Origin of the sequence: Stenotrophomonas nematodicola (assembly GCF_009467805.1) — a bacterium.
GTDB lineage: Bacteria > Pseudomonadota > Gammaproteobacteria > Xanthomonadales > Xanthomonadaceae > Stenotrophomonas > Stenotrophomonas nematodicola.
In genome coordinates this window covers 137517-154010 of the sequence record NZ_WIAY01000001.1, presented here as the reverse complement: position 1 = coordinate 154010, position 16494 = coordinate 137517, and the positions used below count along the sequence as shown (strand labels likewise).

Annotated in this window: 12 protein-coding genes; 4 read left to right on the top strand and 8 right to left on the bottom strand. The window is 69.0% G+C overall.

The genetic code is table 11. From position 1 onward, the window contains the following. Nucleotides 1–21 precede the first annotated feature (21 nt). Together GDJ08_RS00685 and GDJ08_RS00680 are read left to right on the top strand one after the other, a co-directional pair. The gene (locus GDJ08_RS00685) at nt 22–1368 is read left to right on the top strand and encodes a TFIIB-type zinc ribbon-containing protein (RefSeq protein WP_153164072.1); all 1347 of its coding nucleotides are present in this window, start codon (nt 22–24) and stop codon (nt 1366–1368) included. Then, nucleotides 1365–1613, top strand: coding sequence for a hypothetical protein (locus GDJ08_RS00680; RefSeq protein ID WP_017356252.1), 249 nt, complete (start codon nt 1365–1367; stop codon nt 1611–1613). The genes GDJ08_RS00685 and GDJ08_RS00680 overlap by 4 nt, the downstream gene beginning before the upstream one ends. Nucleotides 1614–1631: 18 nt before the next feature. Here the strand turns inward: GDJ08_RS00680 and GDJ08_RS20085 are convergent, their stop codons facing one another. The 5 genes from GDJ08_RS20085 to GDJ08_RS00655 all read right to left on the bottom strand — a co-directional run bounded on the left by GDJ08_RS20085 (nt 1632) and on the right by GDJ08_RS00655 (nt 10194). Further along, nucleotides 1632–4274 carry a helicase-related protein gene (locus GDJ08_RS20085; protein WP_153164071.1) on the bottom strand — a complete coding sequence of 881 codons (2643 nt, stop codon included), beginning with the start codon at nt 4272–4274 and terminating at the stop codon, nt 1632–1634. Continuing rightward, on the bottom strand, nt 4271–6190 hold the full coding sequence (locus tag GDJ08_RS00670) for a phospholipase D-like domain-containing protein (protein WP_153164070.1): 1920 nt from the start codon (nt 6188–6190) through the stop codon (nt 4271–4273). The genes GDJ08_RS20085 and GDJ08_RS00670 overlap by 4 nt, the downstream gene beginning before the upstream one ends. Before the next feature lie 62 nt (nt 6191–6252). Then, the gene (locus GDJ08_RS00665; RefSeq protein WP_153164069.1) at nt 6253–7572 is read right to left on the bottom strand and encodes a hypothetical protein; all 1320 of its coding nucleotides are present in this window, start codon (nt 7570–7572) and stop codon (nt 6253–6255) included. Nucleotides 7573–7754: 182 nt separating this feature from the next. After that, nucleotides 7755–8951 (bottom strand): MFS transporter, encoded by a 1197-nt coding sequence (locus tag GDJ08_RS00660; protein WP_153164068.1) that lies wholly within the window; start codon nt 8949–8951, stop codon nt 7755–7757. A gap of 37 nt (nt 8952–8988) precedes the next feature. Continuing rightward, a complete protein-coding gene (locus GDJ08_RS00655; protein ID WP_153164067.1) occupies nt 8989–10194 on the bottom strand; it encodes an MFS transporter in 1206 nt (401 codons plus the stop codon). A 133-nt stretch (nt 10195–10327) separates the two neighbouring features. Between GDJ08_RS00655 and GDJ08_RS00650 the strand changes: the two genes are divergently transcribed. Continuing rightward, on the top strand, nt 10328–10939 hold the full coding sequence (locus GDJ08_RS00650) for a TetR/AcrR family transcriptional regulator (protein WP_136004809.1): 612 nt from the start codon (nt 10328–10330) through the stop codon (nt 10937–10939). Between the two features lie 249 nt (nt 10940–11188). Next, nucleotides 11189–12160 carry a prolyl aminopeptidase gene (pip, locus tag GDJ08_RS00645; protein WP_017356259.1) on the top strand — a complete coding sequence of 324 codons (972 nt, stop codon included), beginning with the start codon at nt 11189–11191 and terminating at the stop codon, nt 12158–12160. Here pip and GDJ08_RS00640 read toward each other — a convergent pair. The 3 genes from GDJ08_RS00640 to GDJ08_RS00630 form a co-directional block, all read right to left on the bottom strand. Next, nucleotides 12144–12680: a hypothetical protein gene (locus GDJ08_RS00640; protein ID WP_153164066.1), complete on the bottom strand. Its 537-nt coding sequence runs from the start codon at nt 12678–12680 to the stop codon at nt 12144–12146. The two genes, pip and GDJ08_RS00640, sit on opposite strands and share 17 nt — an antisense overlap. A gap of 68 nt (nt 12681–12748) precedes the next feature. After that, on the bottom strand, nt 12749–14113 hold the full coding sequence (locus GDJ08_RS00635; protein ID WP_153164065.1) for an XAC2610-related protein: 1365 nt from the start codon (nt 14111–14113) through the stop codon (nt 12749–12751). A gap of 63 nt (nt 14114–14176) precedes the next feature. Continuing rightward, entirely contained in the window at nt 14177–16486 is a 2310-nt protein-coding gene (locus GDJ08_RS00630) for a CocE/NonD family hydrolase (protein WP_229296408.1), read from the bottom strand. Nucleotides 16487–16494 lie beyond the last annotated feature (8 nt).

Below are 16494 nucleotides of genomic sequence, written 5' to 3'. Positions count from 1 at the left end.
GGCCGGGGATACGCTGCGACCATGTCCGACTCCCGCATTCCGCCGCCGCTGCCGGCAGCCCCCCCTCCGTTGCCGCCCTCGCCGGCGGCACCGGTGACCGGTCCCGGTTCGCCCCGGGACGTTCCGCCGTTGCCCGGCAGCTTCCCGGTCGATCCTGCCACGCTGCCCGATCCGATCCGCGAAGAAATCCAGGCGCCCGATCCGGTGGCCATCGATACCTCGGCCGCCGAGCTGAAGGACGGCCTCAACCGCTGCCCGAAGTGCGGCTCGACCGACATCCGGCCCAAGCTCGGTACCGATATCCTGGTCTGCCAGTTCTGCCGCAACGAGTGGCATGGCACCACGGTGGAGGATGCGTTCGGGCTCGGCGAGGGCCTGGACCAGCTTCGCGGCACGATCATCGCCTCGGGCGCGCGGGACATCGCGGCCGATGCCGCCAGCCTGATGAGCTTCAAGTGCACCGGCTGCGGTGCCGAGGTGACGATCAATACCGAGAGCACGATGACGGCACGCTGCCACTGGTGCCGCCATGTGTTCGGCGTCAATGAGCAGGTGGCCAACGGTGCGGTGCCGGATGCGGTGCTCCCGTTCCACATCACCAAGGACGACGCGGTGGCGCGCATCCGCCAGTTCGTGGACAAGCGCCGCCTGTTCGCGCTGAAGGCGTTCAAGGAGCAGTTCACGCCGGAGAACGTGGTGGGCGTGTACCTGCCCTACATGATCGTGGACAGCAATGTCAGCGCCAGCGTGGCCGGCAAGGGCGAAATCAAGACCCGCGAGTACACCCGCGGCACCGAGAAGAACAAGCAGACCTACTACGACGCCGATGTGTACCAGGTCGAGCGGCACGTGGACTTCACCGTGGACGATCTGCCGCTGGAGTCGTCCACCGAGCGCGGCAACCTCGATACCCGCGCCAATACCAACAACATCATCAACACGATTCTGCCGTTCGACACCAAGAACGCGCTCAAGTGGAACGCCTCGTATCTGAACGGCTTCACCTCGGAAAAGCGCAACGTCGATGTGGAGCAGCTGCGTCCGCGCCTGGAGGATCAGCTGCTGTCGATCGCCCGCGCGCAGGTCGAAGGATCGGTGCGTCGCTACGACCGTGGCGTGCGCTGGGAACAGGAGCGGCTGGACGTGCACGGGTCGCGCTGGGTGTCCATGTATCTGCCGGTGTGGCTGTACTCGTACCACCAGCCCGGCCGCAACGGTGGCATGCTGCACTACATCGCGGTGAACGGCCGTACCGGTGAGACGATGGGCAGCGTGCCGGTCCAGCAGTGGAAGCTGCTGCTGGCAGCGCTCACCACCGGCACGATCATCGAAGCCCTCGTCCTCTTCTTCCTGGTGGCCTCCTCATGAGCGATGACAGTGGTCTCTGGTTGCTGGCCGCCGGCCCCGCCGGCGCCACGGCGCTGTACTGGGCCTTGTACCGGTACTACCGCAATACCGACAAGTCACACGCGTTCGAGCGCGAAACCACGGTCGAGGCCAAGCCGGTGACCGGCTCGGACCGGCTGGTGGATACCGTGACGGGGACGCAGGAACGGCAGATCCCCGGCAACAACGTCGGGGCCTACCGGGCGCGGGTGAAACGGGAGACCTGAGCCGGTCTCCCGCGTCGCTCACCGCGCCGCCTTCGACGGCGAGAACTGTGGCGCGGCCTCGGCGATGCGTCTGCGCAGTGCAATGCCTTCCTCGTCCCCGGCCGCGCACGGCGGCAGGATGTCGCCGTGCAGCTGCGCCCGCAGGTTGTCCCAGCGCCGGGTCAGCACGGCCCAGTGTGTTTCGTCGTAGGTCCCCTCGAACACTACGGGCCGGATCTCGATCCGCGGCAGCTGGTCGGGCGCAACATTGTCACGGATCGCGTCGGCGAGCTTGCGCTCCCACAGGCTGCCCAGCCGGTCCACGCGGCCGATCTGCTGTTCCACCACGGCCGGGTTCCATTCCGAGTGCAGCAGCACCACGGTCCGGCACGCCAGATGCAGGTTCAGCCCTTCGCGGCCCACCATCGACTGGGCAATCAGCACGCGCGGGAATGCATGTTCGCGGTTGAACGCCAACTGCAGCAGCCGCCGGGTGCCCGCTCCGGTACCACCGTGCATCAGCCGGGCGAAGCCGCCGCGATTGTGCGCGTAGTCTTCCGTGACGCGCTGCGCGGTGACTGACCATGTGTCGGCACCCACCCCTTCGTCGTCGGCCTTGTCGGCGCGTTCGTCTTCGTCATCGCTGCCGGGGTCCAGGTTCGTGGCAGCCTGCACCAGTTCGATGAATGCCCGTGCCACCTCCTCGGGCGGCACGGCATCGAGCTGTTCGCCGAGGTGGTCGGCAAGCGCGCGCGCAACGGCGGCGAGCACACTGACTGCGGCGCCGTCGGTGTCCACGTGCTGGGCGTGCTGCGCCTCCTGGAACGCGTGGAACGTGGGCATGAAACGCCTGCGCAGCGGTGCGTCGAGCAGACGCATGCCCTCCCCGATCGTGGCCACCAATGCGGTGCGGAAACGCTGGCGGCTGTTCTCCAGCTGCTGGTAGTTGGCCGCCAGCTGCGCGTCGAGCGCCGTGCGGTCGAGCGGCCGGTCTGGATGGAGGGTCGCGTGGACCGCCTGGACCGCCGGCCATTCGTCCTGGTGAATGCGTTGTTGCGGCCACGGCAGGCCGGCGTCGAGCGCACGCAGCAGGCGGCGCGCATTGAGCAGGTGTGCCAGCGCGTCCATCGGCGCCCGGTAGCGTGCGAACACCAGCACCTTCTCGCCCTGGTCGCAGATGGCTTCGATGGCCTGCGCCGCCGCGAGGATCGCCGGGTGCTGGTACAACGCGCCGCCGGCATCGCGCGGCGGGCGCACCGCGTTGCGCAGCGCGGTGGTCCACCACGCGGTGCGCGCGATGCGCTTGGTGTGGGCGGGCGATGCAGACGTGTCGTCTTCCACCGCGTCCGCAGCGGCAGCGCATTCAGCCGGATCGACGGCCCGATCGATCATCTCGGCGATGCCATGCCCGTTCCCAATGGTCAGGCGCTGCCGCTTGGCGTGGGCGTCCTCGCGTTGCCGGCTGGCGAGCGAAAGGGCTTCGGCGGCGCATACCGCCCGCTTCCATTCGCTGGGCAGGGTGTCGAGGGTGACACGGATGTCTTCGATGCGGCGATAGGCGCTGATGTCGCCTCCGGCGTGTTGCCTGAACGACTGTACGGCGGCATCTTCGCGTTTGTCGCGGCGCAGGACGTAGGGTGCCAGCGCGGTCTGGTAGGTCTGCGATGCCGTGGTGAAGGCCTCGACCATGCCTTCCTTGAACGGGAAGCGGCGTACGTTGGCCACCGCAGCGACGTAGCCGTCGATGGCCTTCTGGATGCGTTTTGCGTCCTCGTCGGGAAGGCCGATGCGCTGCAGCGTCTGCGTCCATTGCGAGGCGTCCAGCTCGACCGGCGTGGCGCTCATGGCCAGGCGCCGGCTGCTGCCCCCCGGCGCAAGCAGTACGTCGTTCAACAGCTGGTTGAGCAGACTGCTGTCGCTGCGGCTCTTGTGCGCCTCATCGATGATGATCAGATCGACGCTGCCCAGCCCAAGACCGGTGGCGCGCTGCAGGGACTGGCGCAGCGGCGTGTCGTTGCCGTAGCCGTCCGGTGCAAGGGCGTGTACCCACGGGTCGTGGATGTCCGCCAGTCTGCGCAGGGCGGCTCGTTCCGCCCGATGCCCCGGGGCGGCGAGGCGCTCCACGATGGACGCGGCGGCGTGGTTGACCCACGGGTCGGTCAGCAGCGGGTGGTCCTTGTAGCCCCACGGTGCAGCGCCCGTCTCGTGCTTGCGCCAGCAGGCGATCAACTCCGGCAGCAGCGCCCAGCGCCAGGCGTGCGATGCGCTGCCGAGCCGCCAGCGGGCGAAGTAGTGCGAGAGCAGGACGACCGGCTCGTCGAACCAGGGGGCCGGCGCATGCGGGTGCTCCCATGCCTGCAGGTACTGGTAGACGCTGCGCAGCAGCGGTCGCGCCGGAAGACCGCCACGCTGGAGTTCGCGTCGCCACTGGTCATCCAGGCCCGGCGGCGCCACGATCGCCACGCGCCCGCCGGCCTGTACGACGCAATGGGCCAACGCCACGGCAATGCGCGTCTTGCCCATGCCGACTTCGTCGGCGAGGATCGCACCGTGCTCTTTCAGGCGCGTGGTCAACTGCAACAGGCTCGCGGCCTGGCCGGGGTTGAGTTCGATCCGCTTGTCGCGGACGACGTCGTGCGCATACGTGTCCACGTCCTGCCATCCACGGAACCGGGTGCTCATTGCCTGCCCTCCAGGGGCGCGTAGTCGTGTGTTTCCCACGCCAGCTCGATCCGGCGCAGGGTCTGCTCGTAGTGCCGCCCAGCCGCAGTGCCGGCGTCTTCGGCGAAGTCCGGGCGGAACGCAGGCGCGCGCAGCGGGCTGAGCGGGTTGAGCTGCATCTGCACGAAGCAGGTCACGGCAGGACACTGCCGCGCCTGGAACAGGGACTGCTCGAGCCGGTTGCACCAGGCTGTCCAGTCCACGGCGTCGACAGCGGTCTGCTGCGCGGCAATCTGTTCAATGAGCATCATCATCTGGCGGATCGCCGTGCCCGGCGTCAGGTTTCGCGGCGTGCGCCGCTTCGGACCCGTGTGTCGGTCGTCCGGGAAAATCCCCGGATCCCCCTCCCTTTCGCCCTCCTCCTCGTCGGGCAGGCCCGGGAACGCGGCAAGCTGCGTCCAGGCGTGATCGAGATCGATGGCCGGTAGCGGCGTGGCGGCCACGCGCCCGTGCGCGTCGATCACCGGCACCCAGGCCAGCCGGGCTTCCGCGCCCGCCACCCAGCGCACGCGCACCAGGCGCGGCGCAGGACCGGACCAGGTGTAGCCGTCCGCCGTGATCGCGCAGGGAGTACCTGCCTCGTCGAGTACCTCCACGTCTCCTGCCGTCGAATCGGGACGGGTCAGCCGGCCGTCGGCCGTCCAGACCAGGTAGGCGATGGGCGCGGCCACATGCTGCGGTGGGGGTGGCGCCCACGGATCGCCGGGCTGGAGTGAAGGCAGATCGTCCAGGGTGTTTCCGCCGATCGGCAGCAGATTTTCGATCCACCGCGACGGGTCGGGGCTCTTTTTCCAGGACAGGCCTTCGGGGAACTCCAGGATACCGGCTTCGAGATTGCCTCCCGCCTGCGAGGCCGCATTGAGCAGGCCGGCGGTGGTCAGGTTGCCCGAGCCCAGATAGAGCCAGGCGCTGTTGCACGCGCCGGTGGTCGTGCTGCGGTTGGACGAGAAGAGGAACTTGGCATGCAGCGTACGCTCATGTCCTGCACCAAACACCGCTGCAGGCGCTGCCGCCGCCCTGACATGGATGGGGTGATCCGCATCGAGCCGCAGGTGATCCACCGCCCCGGCGATGGCCTGGCAGGCCTGCGGATTCACATACAGATCGACGCGCGCGCGCGGGGACAGCGCCTGGCTTGCCTTCAGGCGTTTGACGATCTTGTGCGGCAGCACGGGCGTCCCAGTGCCGCCCTTGCGCACGGTCGCTGCTTCATAGAAGCCCGAGCCCATGCACAGGTGGCTGCGTGCCACACCGCCTTCGCGCTTGAGCCCGGCGATGATCTGGTCGAGCAGCGATCGGCTGCGCGTGTCCAACAACCGCGGCCGCGCCCGGGGAGCGCGGTTGCAGCGGGCAATCCACTGATCTACACGATCGGCAGCGTCCCGGCCCGACAGCGGCGTGTCCGCTTCCAGCAGTCGGGTGTCGTGCAGGTCCAGCAGCCACGCGAACAAGCCCTGCGCGGCCATCATGTCCGCACGACTGACCGCGTCGTCCGCGACGTCGGGCGCCACCTCCAGATCGACGCGCCATGCCAGGTCCAGGCTTTCCTCGAGAGTCTGCCGCGTCCAGTTGCCGGTGGAGACGACCAGCCGCAGATGATGTCGGTCTGCCGTCGCAGCATCCCGGAACCCCAGCAGGGCCACCTTGGCGTGCAGCAGGCGGAACGGCTTGCGCGACAGGTCCTGCAGCGGCAGATGCGCGACACCGGGGACCACGGTGGGAAGCAGCACTGGCTGGCTGGGGTCCAGCATCAGTGCGAGGCGGATCTGTCCGGCGGCAGCGCGCTGCGCGGCAGCGTACGTGGTGAAGCGTTCTGCGGCCTGATTGATGAAACCGGCATCGGCCGAGAAGCCACAGATCCAGCCGAACTCACCCACAAAGCCTTCGGGCGCGGTGAAGTGATCGAGCAGCGAGGGCAGCTGCAGTCCAGGCGCGCGGCTCATGCCGACGCTCCTGCACCGGCGACGCGGCTGGCATCGATCTTCGGGCCCAGCAGGCCGTGCACGTCCATATGCAGCAGATACAGATTGCGCAGGCGGTACGAACAACCGTCGGGGAGTGAGGTCACGTATGCACCCAGGCCGGTCTCTTCCTGCGGATCGCCGTTGTCCTGCGACAGCGCCGGCGGGTGGCCCGTGTAGGCCGGGCCCGGCTGCGCGCCGTCATCGAGCAGGCGCAGCACGTGGTCGTCGCGGCGCAGCAGGGCCCGCAGCGTGTCCGCGTCTCCGGCCTCGCATTCGCGGCTGAAGCGGTTCGCCTCATCATCGCCGTGGCCGAGTGCCAGGAAGGCGCGGGCATGGCCGGCAAGCTGGGCGAGGTGCACGGCGACGTCCTTGTGCAACGGGCCATCCAACGGCAGACGCGTCTTGCCCTGGCGTGTTGCCAGGATGCCTTCGACACAGTCGAGGACGGCATTGGCGGCGTCGCGCACGCGGAACAGGTATGCACCCGCGCGCACGTCATGCCAGTGATCGGCGTCGAGCTCGGCCGGCCCGGCGTGATGGTCGATGCGGTCGGCGGCGGACGCCGACTGCTGCAGGCGCGCCACCCAGCGCCAGGCGTTCTGGCGGCGGGCGCGGTCGGCGGGGTCCAGGCTGCCGCCCTCCTCCAACGCACGCTGCAGCAGCTTGCAGGCGCTGACCGGCAGCGGCCGGGTGGGATCGAGCGCAGCCCGCAGCCCCCCGCTGCCCAGACTCAGCCCACTCCCGTCGGCCCAGTACTCCAGGTGCTCGACCACACTATTGTTCCTGCCCACCTTCGCGCCATCGGCGCAGGCGTCGATGAAGGCCACGGCGGCATCGCTGCTGCTGAACGCGTTGAAGCGCGATCCCGCCGCATGCGCCAGGCCCAGCGAGGGCAGCGCCTGTGCAGTGGACATGCGCATGGGCTGGGCGACATGGAAGCCGCGTTGCCGCGCGACGGCGAAGGAGGGCGCCCCACCGGCCGGCAGCTTGTTGCGGCCGCGCAGGCGCGGGTCCGCCGCCCGTCCGTTGGACGCATAGCCGATCATGCAGGCGACGGCCTCGATGGCATTGGCCATTTCGATGTTGCTGCAGCGCTGGCCACGGACGGTCACGCGTTCGGCCACCACCACGCTGAGCGCGGTCAGGTAGGCCTGCCGGCCAAACCACAGACCACCGGTACCGGGAACAGCGCGTTCGTTGAACCGCCGCACCACCCTGCCCAGGTCCAGCGTGCGCGTACGACGCGTCGTTGCCAGCTTCTCCGGTCCCAACAATCCCCACAGACGTTCCGTCACGCGCGCTCCTTGGCAATGGCCTGCCGGCGTCCGTTCCAGTACGTAACGCAGCGTCACAGGCGCATCCCAGCATTATGAGCATTACGTCACACAAACTAAACGCGCTGGGACGCCGGATCCTGGGCCGCGGGAGGCGCGTGGTCGCGCGGTGCGACAGACTGCGTCGCAGCGCATTGCGTGCGTCACGATACGACGCGTGCGCGTGTCTCCGTCAGGCGACAGGCAAGCGCCACCACAACCGCCAGTGCAGCGCATGTCCCCACGGCCCACAGCACCGCGGTGATGCCGTGGCGGTCCACGAGCTGCCCGCCCGTCCAAGCGCCGAGTGCAATGCCGACGTTGAAGACAGACACATAGAACGCCGCCGCAATCTCCATCGCGTGCGGGGTCGCGCGCATCATCCAGGTCATCAGCCCCACCGATACGCCGCCATACGCCAGACCCCAGGCGATCAAGGCCGCGCCACCGCCGGCCGGCGTGCCGCCAAGGGTCAGGAACAGCACAGGCGTGAGCAGCAGACCGAGTGCGATCGCAATGATGGTGCGCGTGGTGTGCCGCGCTGCGACCGTGCCGGCCAGGAAGTTGCCGGCAATGCCCGCCAGGCCATAACCGAACAGCAGCGCACCGACCCATTCGGCCGCGACGCCGGACCCGCTCACCAGCAGCGGGCGCACGAAGGTGAAGGCAGCGAAGTGTCCTCCCACCAGCAGCAACGTCAGCAGCAGGCCGATCTGCAGGGGGCGGTTGCGCAACTGCGCGGCAACGTGACGCAGCGAGGTGGAGTGGCTGACCGGCAATGCAGGCAGGACGATCATATGCAGGGCCAGCACCAGCGCACTCACGATGGCCATGCCGCCGAAGGCCCAGCGCCACCCCGCCATCCCGCCGATCAGCGCGCCCAGCGGAACCCCGAGTACCGATGCCGCCGCCACCCCGCCGAAGATGAGCGAGGTCGCCAGCCCGATGGACGCAGCCGGTACCAGGCGCGCCGCCAGTCCGCCGGCGATGGCCCAGATGCCGCCCATGCAGAACCCGACCAATGCACGTGCCGCGAGCATCCAGGCCATGTCGGGCGCCAGCGCGCACGCCACGTTGGCCAGCGCCAGCAAGCCAAGCAACGCGCACAGGATGTGGCGCCGATCCACGCGCCCCGCGCCGAGCACCACCACCGGCGCGAGCACGGCCGCCAGCAGCGCCGGCACCGAGATCATCAGCGCAGCGGTGCCGGGGCTGCTGTCGAGGGCAGTGGCGATCGGCGTGAGCAGGCCGACCGGCAGCATCTCGGTGGTGACCACGGAGAACGTGGCCAGGCCGACGGCCATGACCGCAGCCCACGGATGGCGCACGGCCGGCGCGTTGAGGGAGGAAGCATCGTTCATGCGGAGGGTCCGTACGTGGGAGGAACGAAGGGCGGTGTCATGCAGCCGCGTCGGTGTTGACTGAACTGGCGCGCAGGCGGTGATGCGCGATACCGGCCAGCAGCAACACGGCCGCACCGCCGGCGAGCGCCACCGCGAATCCCGCCCGCGCGCCCTGCCCGTCCACCACCTGCCCGGCGATCGCCGCGCCCATCGCCACACCGATGTTCAGCCCTGCCAGCAGCCAGGTCATGCCTTCGGTCAGGCGCGCCGCCGGGACGAGGCGCTCGACCAGCGACATCGCCACGATCATGGTCGGCGCGAAGAACGCACCAGCCAGCAGGAGAGCGGCAGACAACGCCGGGATGCTCCCCGCCAGCAGCAGCGGCGAGGTGGTGGCCGCAGTTGCGATGCCGCCGAACAGCAGCAGACGGTGCAGCGGGATGCGCCACGCAACCGCCCCGAACAGCAGGCCGGCCGCACACGAACCGGCCGCGTAGGCCGACAGCGCCAGGCTGGCCGCTGCCGGCCTGCCCAGGTGCGCAGCGAGGGCCACGCTGGCGATGTCCACCGTGCCGACGATGACGCCCATCGCCACCATCAGGCCGGCAAGCAGCCGCACACGGGAGGAACGCAGCACACTGCCGTTGCCGTGGGAACGTGCATCCGATGACGGCGGAGGCTCGGTAGACCGCTGCACCACCAGGGCGGACACGCCCAGTATCAGCAGCAGCGCCGCCAGCAGCAGCCCTGCCTGGGGAAATGCCACCACCGACAGCCCTACCGACACGGGCGGACCGCCAATGAAGGTCAATTCATCCAGTACGGTTTCCAGCGAGTACGCGGTCTGCAGGTGCGGCTGCCCACGGAACATCGCCGTCCAGCGCGCCCGCACCATCGCCGACATGCTCGGCATGGTGCCCGCCAGCGCGGCCCAGACGAACAGACTCCAGTCCGGCGCGTGCCAGTGGGTGTTCGCAACCAGCGCCAGCATGCCGAGTGCACTCAACGCGGCCGCCGCAGGCAGCACCCGTGCCTGGCCATACCGGTCCACCCGCGCGGAGATAGGCGGGGACAGCAGCGCGTAGGCCAGCACGAAGGTGGCGGAGACGGCGCCGGCGAGCGCATAACTGCCGTGCGTCCGGGACAGCAGCGTGATGATGCCGATGCCGGTCATGGGGAGCGGCAGCCGCGCCAGCAGCCCCGCCAGGGCGAATGCGCGGGTGCCGCGGGCGCTGAACAGCGCCCGGTAAGAGGTGGACATGTCCGTCTCCGAGATCAGGCCGCTTGCCTCCCAGGAGGCCGCGACAGACAATACATACATTGCGTATGTATAAAAGGATAGATACATACGCGACGTATGTAAATGCCCTGCCGCTGCCACCCGAGGAACCGTGATGGCCCGTCGTACCCGCATCGAGATGGAACAGACCCGTGCCGCCCTGCTGGCTTCCGCCCGCGCGGCCTTCAGCGAGCGCGGCTACGCCGAGACGTCGATGGATGACCTGACTGCCCACGCGGGACTGACCCGCGGCGCGCTTTACCACCACTTCGGCGACAAGACAGGCCTGCTCGCCGCCGTGGTGGCGCAATTGGACGCGGAGATGGACGCACGTCTCCAGGCGATCAGTGATTCCGCAGCCGATCCGTGGGACGGGTTCCGGTCACGCTGCCGCGCCTACCTGGAGATGGCACTGGAACCCGAGATCCAACGCATCGTCCTGCGTGATGCCCGCGCGGTGCTCGGGGGCGCGTCACCGGATGCACAGCACCACTGCATCGCCTCGATGGAAGGGCTCCTGGACAGGCTGATGCGCGACGGCGTGGTTGCACACGCTGACCCGCAGGCGCTGGCCGCACTGATCTACGGCAGTCTGGAAGAGGCCGCGTTCTGGATCGCGGACGGCGAAGCGCCGGCGGCGCGGCTGCTGCAGGCCGGCACTGCGCTCGACCTGCTGCTGCGTGGGCTGCGCGCCGATACACACGCGGGTACTGCACAGCCCGCATAGAACAGCGCACGGGTTCAACCCCTGAGCCTGCATTTGAACGTAGCTGGATTGCGGCATCGAAAGAAGGGAAACCATCCTATCGGTGCGACAGATTTTCGCTCCAGTCTGCACGCATACCAACCGCACTCGTTGCAGGGCGATTTCAAGATGCGGGCGAGATATGGCGAAATTGTGTTGGCGTCGCCTGCTTCGCTGTATGGATGAAGGGCCAAGGCGTATGCTCGCAGCCTGCTTAGACGAGACACGCCCATGCGCACGCTCTACCCGGAGATCACCCCGTACCGCACGCACCAGGTTGCAGTGGACGACCTGCATACCCTGTTCGTTGAAGAGTGCGGCGATCCCGAGGGCATTCCCGTGGTGTTCCTGCATGGCGGCCCGGGCGCGGGCGCGTCGCCGACGCATCGGCGGTTCTTCGATCCTGCGCGCTATCGCATCGTGCTGCTGGACCAGCGCGGCAGCGGACGCTCCACGCCGTTCGGTGCGCTGCAGGACAACACCACACCGCACCTGGTCGCCGACATCGAGCGTATCCGCACCCTGCTGGGGATCGACCGCTGGCTGGTGTTCGGCGGTTCGTGGGGGTCAACGCTGGCGCTCGCCTACGCGCAGGCGCATCCAGAGCGGGCCACCGGCCTCATCGTGCGCGGTGTTTACCTCGGGCGCAGAGAGGAGAACCGCTGGTTCAATGAAGCCGACGGCGGCGCACGCTGGCTGTTCCCGGAACGCTGGGCGCGCTACGAAGCGCATATTCCGCAAGCCGAGCGCGGCCATCTGATCGAGGCCTACTGGCAACGCCTGGATGCCGATGACATGGCTACCCGCATCGCCGCCGCACAGGCGTGGCTGGGCTGGGAAGACAACGCGGCCACGCTGGTGCACGACGTCGATGCCGTATCCACCGACGACCCGCTGCACACGCTGGCCAAGGCGCGCATCGAGGCGCACTACTTCCGCAACAACGCCTTCCTCGCGCACGGCCAGCTGCTGCGCGACATCGACCGCATCCGGCACCTGCCGGGCGTGATCGTACAGGGACGTTACGATGTGATCTGCCCGCCACGCAGCGCCTGGGACCTGGCCTGTGCGTGGCCCGAGGCGCGCCTGGAGATGGTGCTGTCCGGCCACAGCGCTACCGAGCCGGCCACCGCCGATGCGCTGGTGCGGGCGACCGATGCGTTTGCCGATCGCCTCGACGGCCGGGTCAGCGCTGGCGTTTGATGAGGGTGTCGAGGCAGTCGGGCTGGTCCCTGCTGCCCTCGATGAACACCGTGTAGTCGCCGACGTCCTTCTGCAGCGAGGTTGCCGGTTTCCAGCCCTTGGGCGGCCGCTTGCCACCCGCCGGCATGAAGGTCAGTGACGTGAGGGGGCCATGCGCAGCCTCCAGGCGCTGCACCGGATAGCAGCTCCCGGGCGCCATCTGCAGCACGATCAGCCGTGTGGCACCGGCCGTACTCGGGTGCATCTGGTACTCGACGAATGCAACCCGGTAGCCGTCGGCCGAGCCGAAGGCCGCACTGCGGAAGGTGCGTTGCCACGCCGGATCGGTGGCGGCGAAGGCGCCGTAGGCCGCTTCCAGTGTCGGGATGTCGGGCAACGCGTTGTCGCGCAGCAGCCCGTCGGCGATGGTTTCGACCGACGCCGGGGGTGCGGCCGCGGCGCCGAAGCTCATCGCGGCGGCAACGGCCCCGGTCAGCCATGCCCGGCGGAGATGATTCGGAAACAGATGACGACTGTCCATGACCTGCCCTGCACCTTCCAATGGTGGGCCGATGCTACCGCACAGGCCCGGCATGCGCCTGCGGCTGCCTATCGCGCGCGCGCGCGATGGGTCCGGTAGACCATCTTCCCGTTTATCAACCGGCCGGTCGACGTTTCTTCATGGCGTCCATCGGCCGACAGGCTGGTGGTGGTCTGTTCGGCGAGCACCAGGTGGCCGTCGATGTAGCGGTAGGTCTCCACCGAATGCGCGCAGCAGCCGCCGCGCTGGAATGACAGGATGGATCTGCTGGCCGGGTCGATCTCCAGCTGCGGCAGCGCGGACAATTCCGGGTCCAGTACGAATCGCTGCTGCGCCCGGTCGAACAGGATGATGTTGCTGGTGGCATTCGGGCCGGCGCCGCCGGACAGCCCAGGCAGTTGCAGGTCGGGGGCGCCATCGAAGTTCGCATCCACCACCTGCAGCAGGTCCGGCGACGCCCGGGTTGCGTCTGCGTCGAGGTCACGCAGCACCTGGCGGCGCGCGCCCGTGGTGGCGTCCAGCACCTCCAGGGCTGTCGGCAGCACCGCGCCCTCCTCGTCCTCACCGGGAAGCACACCCACCCGGAAGCGCATGCCCGGCAGCGTCACCGATTGTTCGATCCACTGCAGCGGCTCGAGCACGTCGCGATCCAGCCAGCCGCCCGCGCGCGTGCCGTCCGCTGCGATGCGTTCGATGGCATACCCCTCGCCATCGCGGTCGATCACCGCGACGAAGCTGCCGGCGTCGATCTCAGCGATCGCGGTGACCGATCGCGCAGACGCGAGCATCGGCACCGGGCGCGGCACGAACAGAAGGTCACGGTAGGCGTGCGGCGCGAGGAGCACGAACCGATCATGATAGTGGGTCACCTCGTACTGGTTGATCGTGCTGCCATAGGCCTCGCGCGCGCAGACATCGGCGATGGCGCAGATGCCCGCCTCTTCCGCCGTCGGTGCGCGCACCGCAGGCACCCGGGTGGCGCCGACATGGCGCTTGACGTTCTCGTAGCTGATCGTGAACCCGTCGTCCGTCGATGCGACGCGGGCGTCGTCCGCGCCGATGGCGATGCGGCAGAATGGCCGCGCGGTGGTGTAGTCGTTCCAGTCCGGGAACGCGTAGGCCTGGCAGGTACGGCGGCCCGGCGTATCGCCGTAAGCGCCTGCCGCATCGGAGAGGAACACCAGCGTGTTCAGGCCTGCGGCATCGTCGCGCGCGACCAGCGCGTAGCGTACCCGGGCGGCGTCAGGGACGGCGTGCTCGAAGCGGTCCTGATGGGACTCGCCCTGCACCGGCGGCAGCGGTTCCGCCTCGCGATAAGCGCCCTCGACGAGCCGGTACAGGCCCGGCGGGAGCAGGTCGGCGGCAGCGACGTGGTTGACCCCCAACAGTGCAATGACGGCGGCTGCAATGGCTGCTCCCTTGCCTGACTTCATCGAATGATCCGTTCCGCATCGCCTGTCCAGGCGCGGATTGTACCCGCCTGCGATGCAGCCCCGTCAGGGCATTGCCGGGCCTTCACCGGTGCTGTGCACCGGTATGCGGATCAGGCTGTCCGACCGCCAGTCGATCCGCAGCGGCTCGCCGGCATCGGCCACCGACTCGTCGCTGACGTCGCGGCCGGTACCGTGGTTGACCTGGTGCATCGGGTCCTTGAGCACGTCCACGACCACGACAAGGCGGCTGCCGGGTGCGGTGCGCCGCGCGGTCATGCGGGTCCGTTCGAACGGGACCTCGGTCCAGTCGCCCGGCACCAGCAGCGTGCGGGTGGTCATGTCGCGGGCATGGCTGGCTCGGCCCACGAAGTAGGACAACTGCATCAGGCGGCCATCCGCCAACTGCTCATGCAGCACCACGCTCAGATCGACGTCGCGCTTGTTGATGCGCAGGCTCAGCACGCCGGAGAACGTGCCGACGATATCGACCGGCTGCGCGAAGGGCGCGCTGGCGAACACCAGGCCGGGCCCAGGTTCAAGCGCATCGCGCACGATCGGGCTGGGGTAGTACGCACCCTGGCGTGTGCTGCGGTCGGCAAGATCCACCTGCTGGCTGAGGAAGGTGCCGGCGGCTGGGAGCGTCTGGCTGAGCCGGTGCCGGGTGCCGTCACCGTCGGTTGATGTGGACAGGTACAGCGTCATCGGCGCGTCGGCGGCAGCGTCCAGCGACGGCGCATGCCCCCACTGGTTGGCACCCATCAGCTGGTAGTTGATGCGGTCGGCCAGCAGCGCGGGCCGCGGCGCCCCGCGCAGCACGTGGTCCAGCCATTGGAAGGTGATCGCCGGGGTATCGAACTGCGCCACAGGGTCCACCGTGTACCCGCGCAGCTCCAGTGCCTTGGTCGCGGACTGCGCACCGAAATGGTCGTACGGGCCGATCAACAGCGTGTGGTCCGCGTTCGGCCGGTGGCGGTAGTGCTCCTTGAGGTACTGCAGCGCGGAGATCTGCCCATCGTCGTAATAGCCGGTGATGCTCAGCACGGGGATGGCGATCTCGGCGAACTGTGCGCCGTACGGGACCATGTCCTGCCAGTAAGCGTCGTAGTCGGGGTGGCGCAGCCAGCGCTGCAGCCACGGGTTGGGCGTGCCGTCGATCTGGTCGATGTCCCGGTAGGGCCGGCCGGAGGTATACCAGGCATCGGCCAGGTGCGACCAGCGCTCGTGCTGGTCGTAAGTGGCGTCATCCAGCAGGCGTGTGTTGGCGACATAGAACGGCCAGGCGTAGTTGGCGCTGAGAAACACGTTGTTCTCCATCGGCAGGCCAAGGCCGGGGATGGCCGCCACATACGGCACGATGGTCTTCAGTGCCGGGTGCCGATGGCCTGCTGCGGCCCAAGCCGCGAAGCCGGAGTAGCTGCCGCCGTACATGCCGACCCGGCCATCGCTCCAGGGCTGCCGGCTGATCCAGTCGATCACGGCATGCGCGTCGCGGCCTTCGGTTTCGTACGGCGCCGCAGTGCCGGTACCGAGGCGCTTGCCACGGGCATCCACCACGATCCCGGCATAACCGCGCGCCGCCGCCTGCAATGCCTGGCTGCGGTTGCGCGCGGGCTGGGTGTAGATGGTGAACAGCATGGCGGTCGGCAGGCGCGGTTCGGCCCCACGGCGCCGGGCCAGATGCGCCGACAGCGTTACGCCCTCCCCGACCGGAATCAACACGGCATCGTCGATTACGAAACGCCGCCTCTCGTCCGCACGGACCAGCGCTGGGGCGTGGGCATCCGCAGCGCGGTAGGCCTGCACGAACGCGGCTTGGCGGACCAGTTCCAGCGCGTCGTCGCGGCCGATCGTGGCGGCACCCGCGTGCATCGCCCGCGCCTCGCGCAGGCGCGTATTGGCGGCCGCCAGATCGGCGCTGAGCCAAGGATGGGTCTGCACCGCAGCCAGGTCGTCCAACGTCGCCACCCGCGCTTGGAACGCCGCCGCGTACGCGGCCCCAGCCACGGCGTCGCCGCCGGCCGGCGCCTGCGCACGGGCGTGGGCATACAGCAGGAACGGCGCCCAGCGCGGGGCGCGTGCCGCACGCTCGGGGGCGTCGAGCGTGGCCAGCAACGCGTCGATTTCCGTGACCGCCTGCGCCGGCCGGCCGGCGACGATCAGCAGGTGGATCCGCTGCGCGGGCGTGAGGGTCGCTGCCGGGTCAGATGGATCGAGCAGTGCCTGCGCGAGTGGCGCCAGGCCGTCCTCGGGGTTGGCCGGGGTGTCGGCCGCGACCGGCCATGCCAGCGGATCTGCGTGAGCGGCGGCAGAAAGGGCGGGCAGCGCGAGCAGCAGCGCGCACAGCCAGGCGGAACTACGACGGGCGATGGCCACGGGGCGTC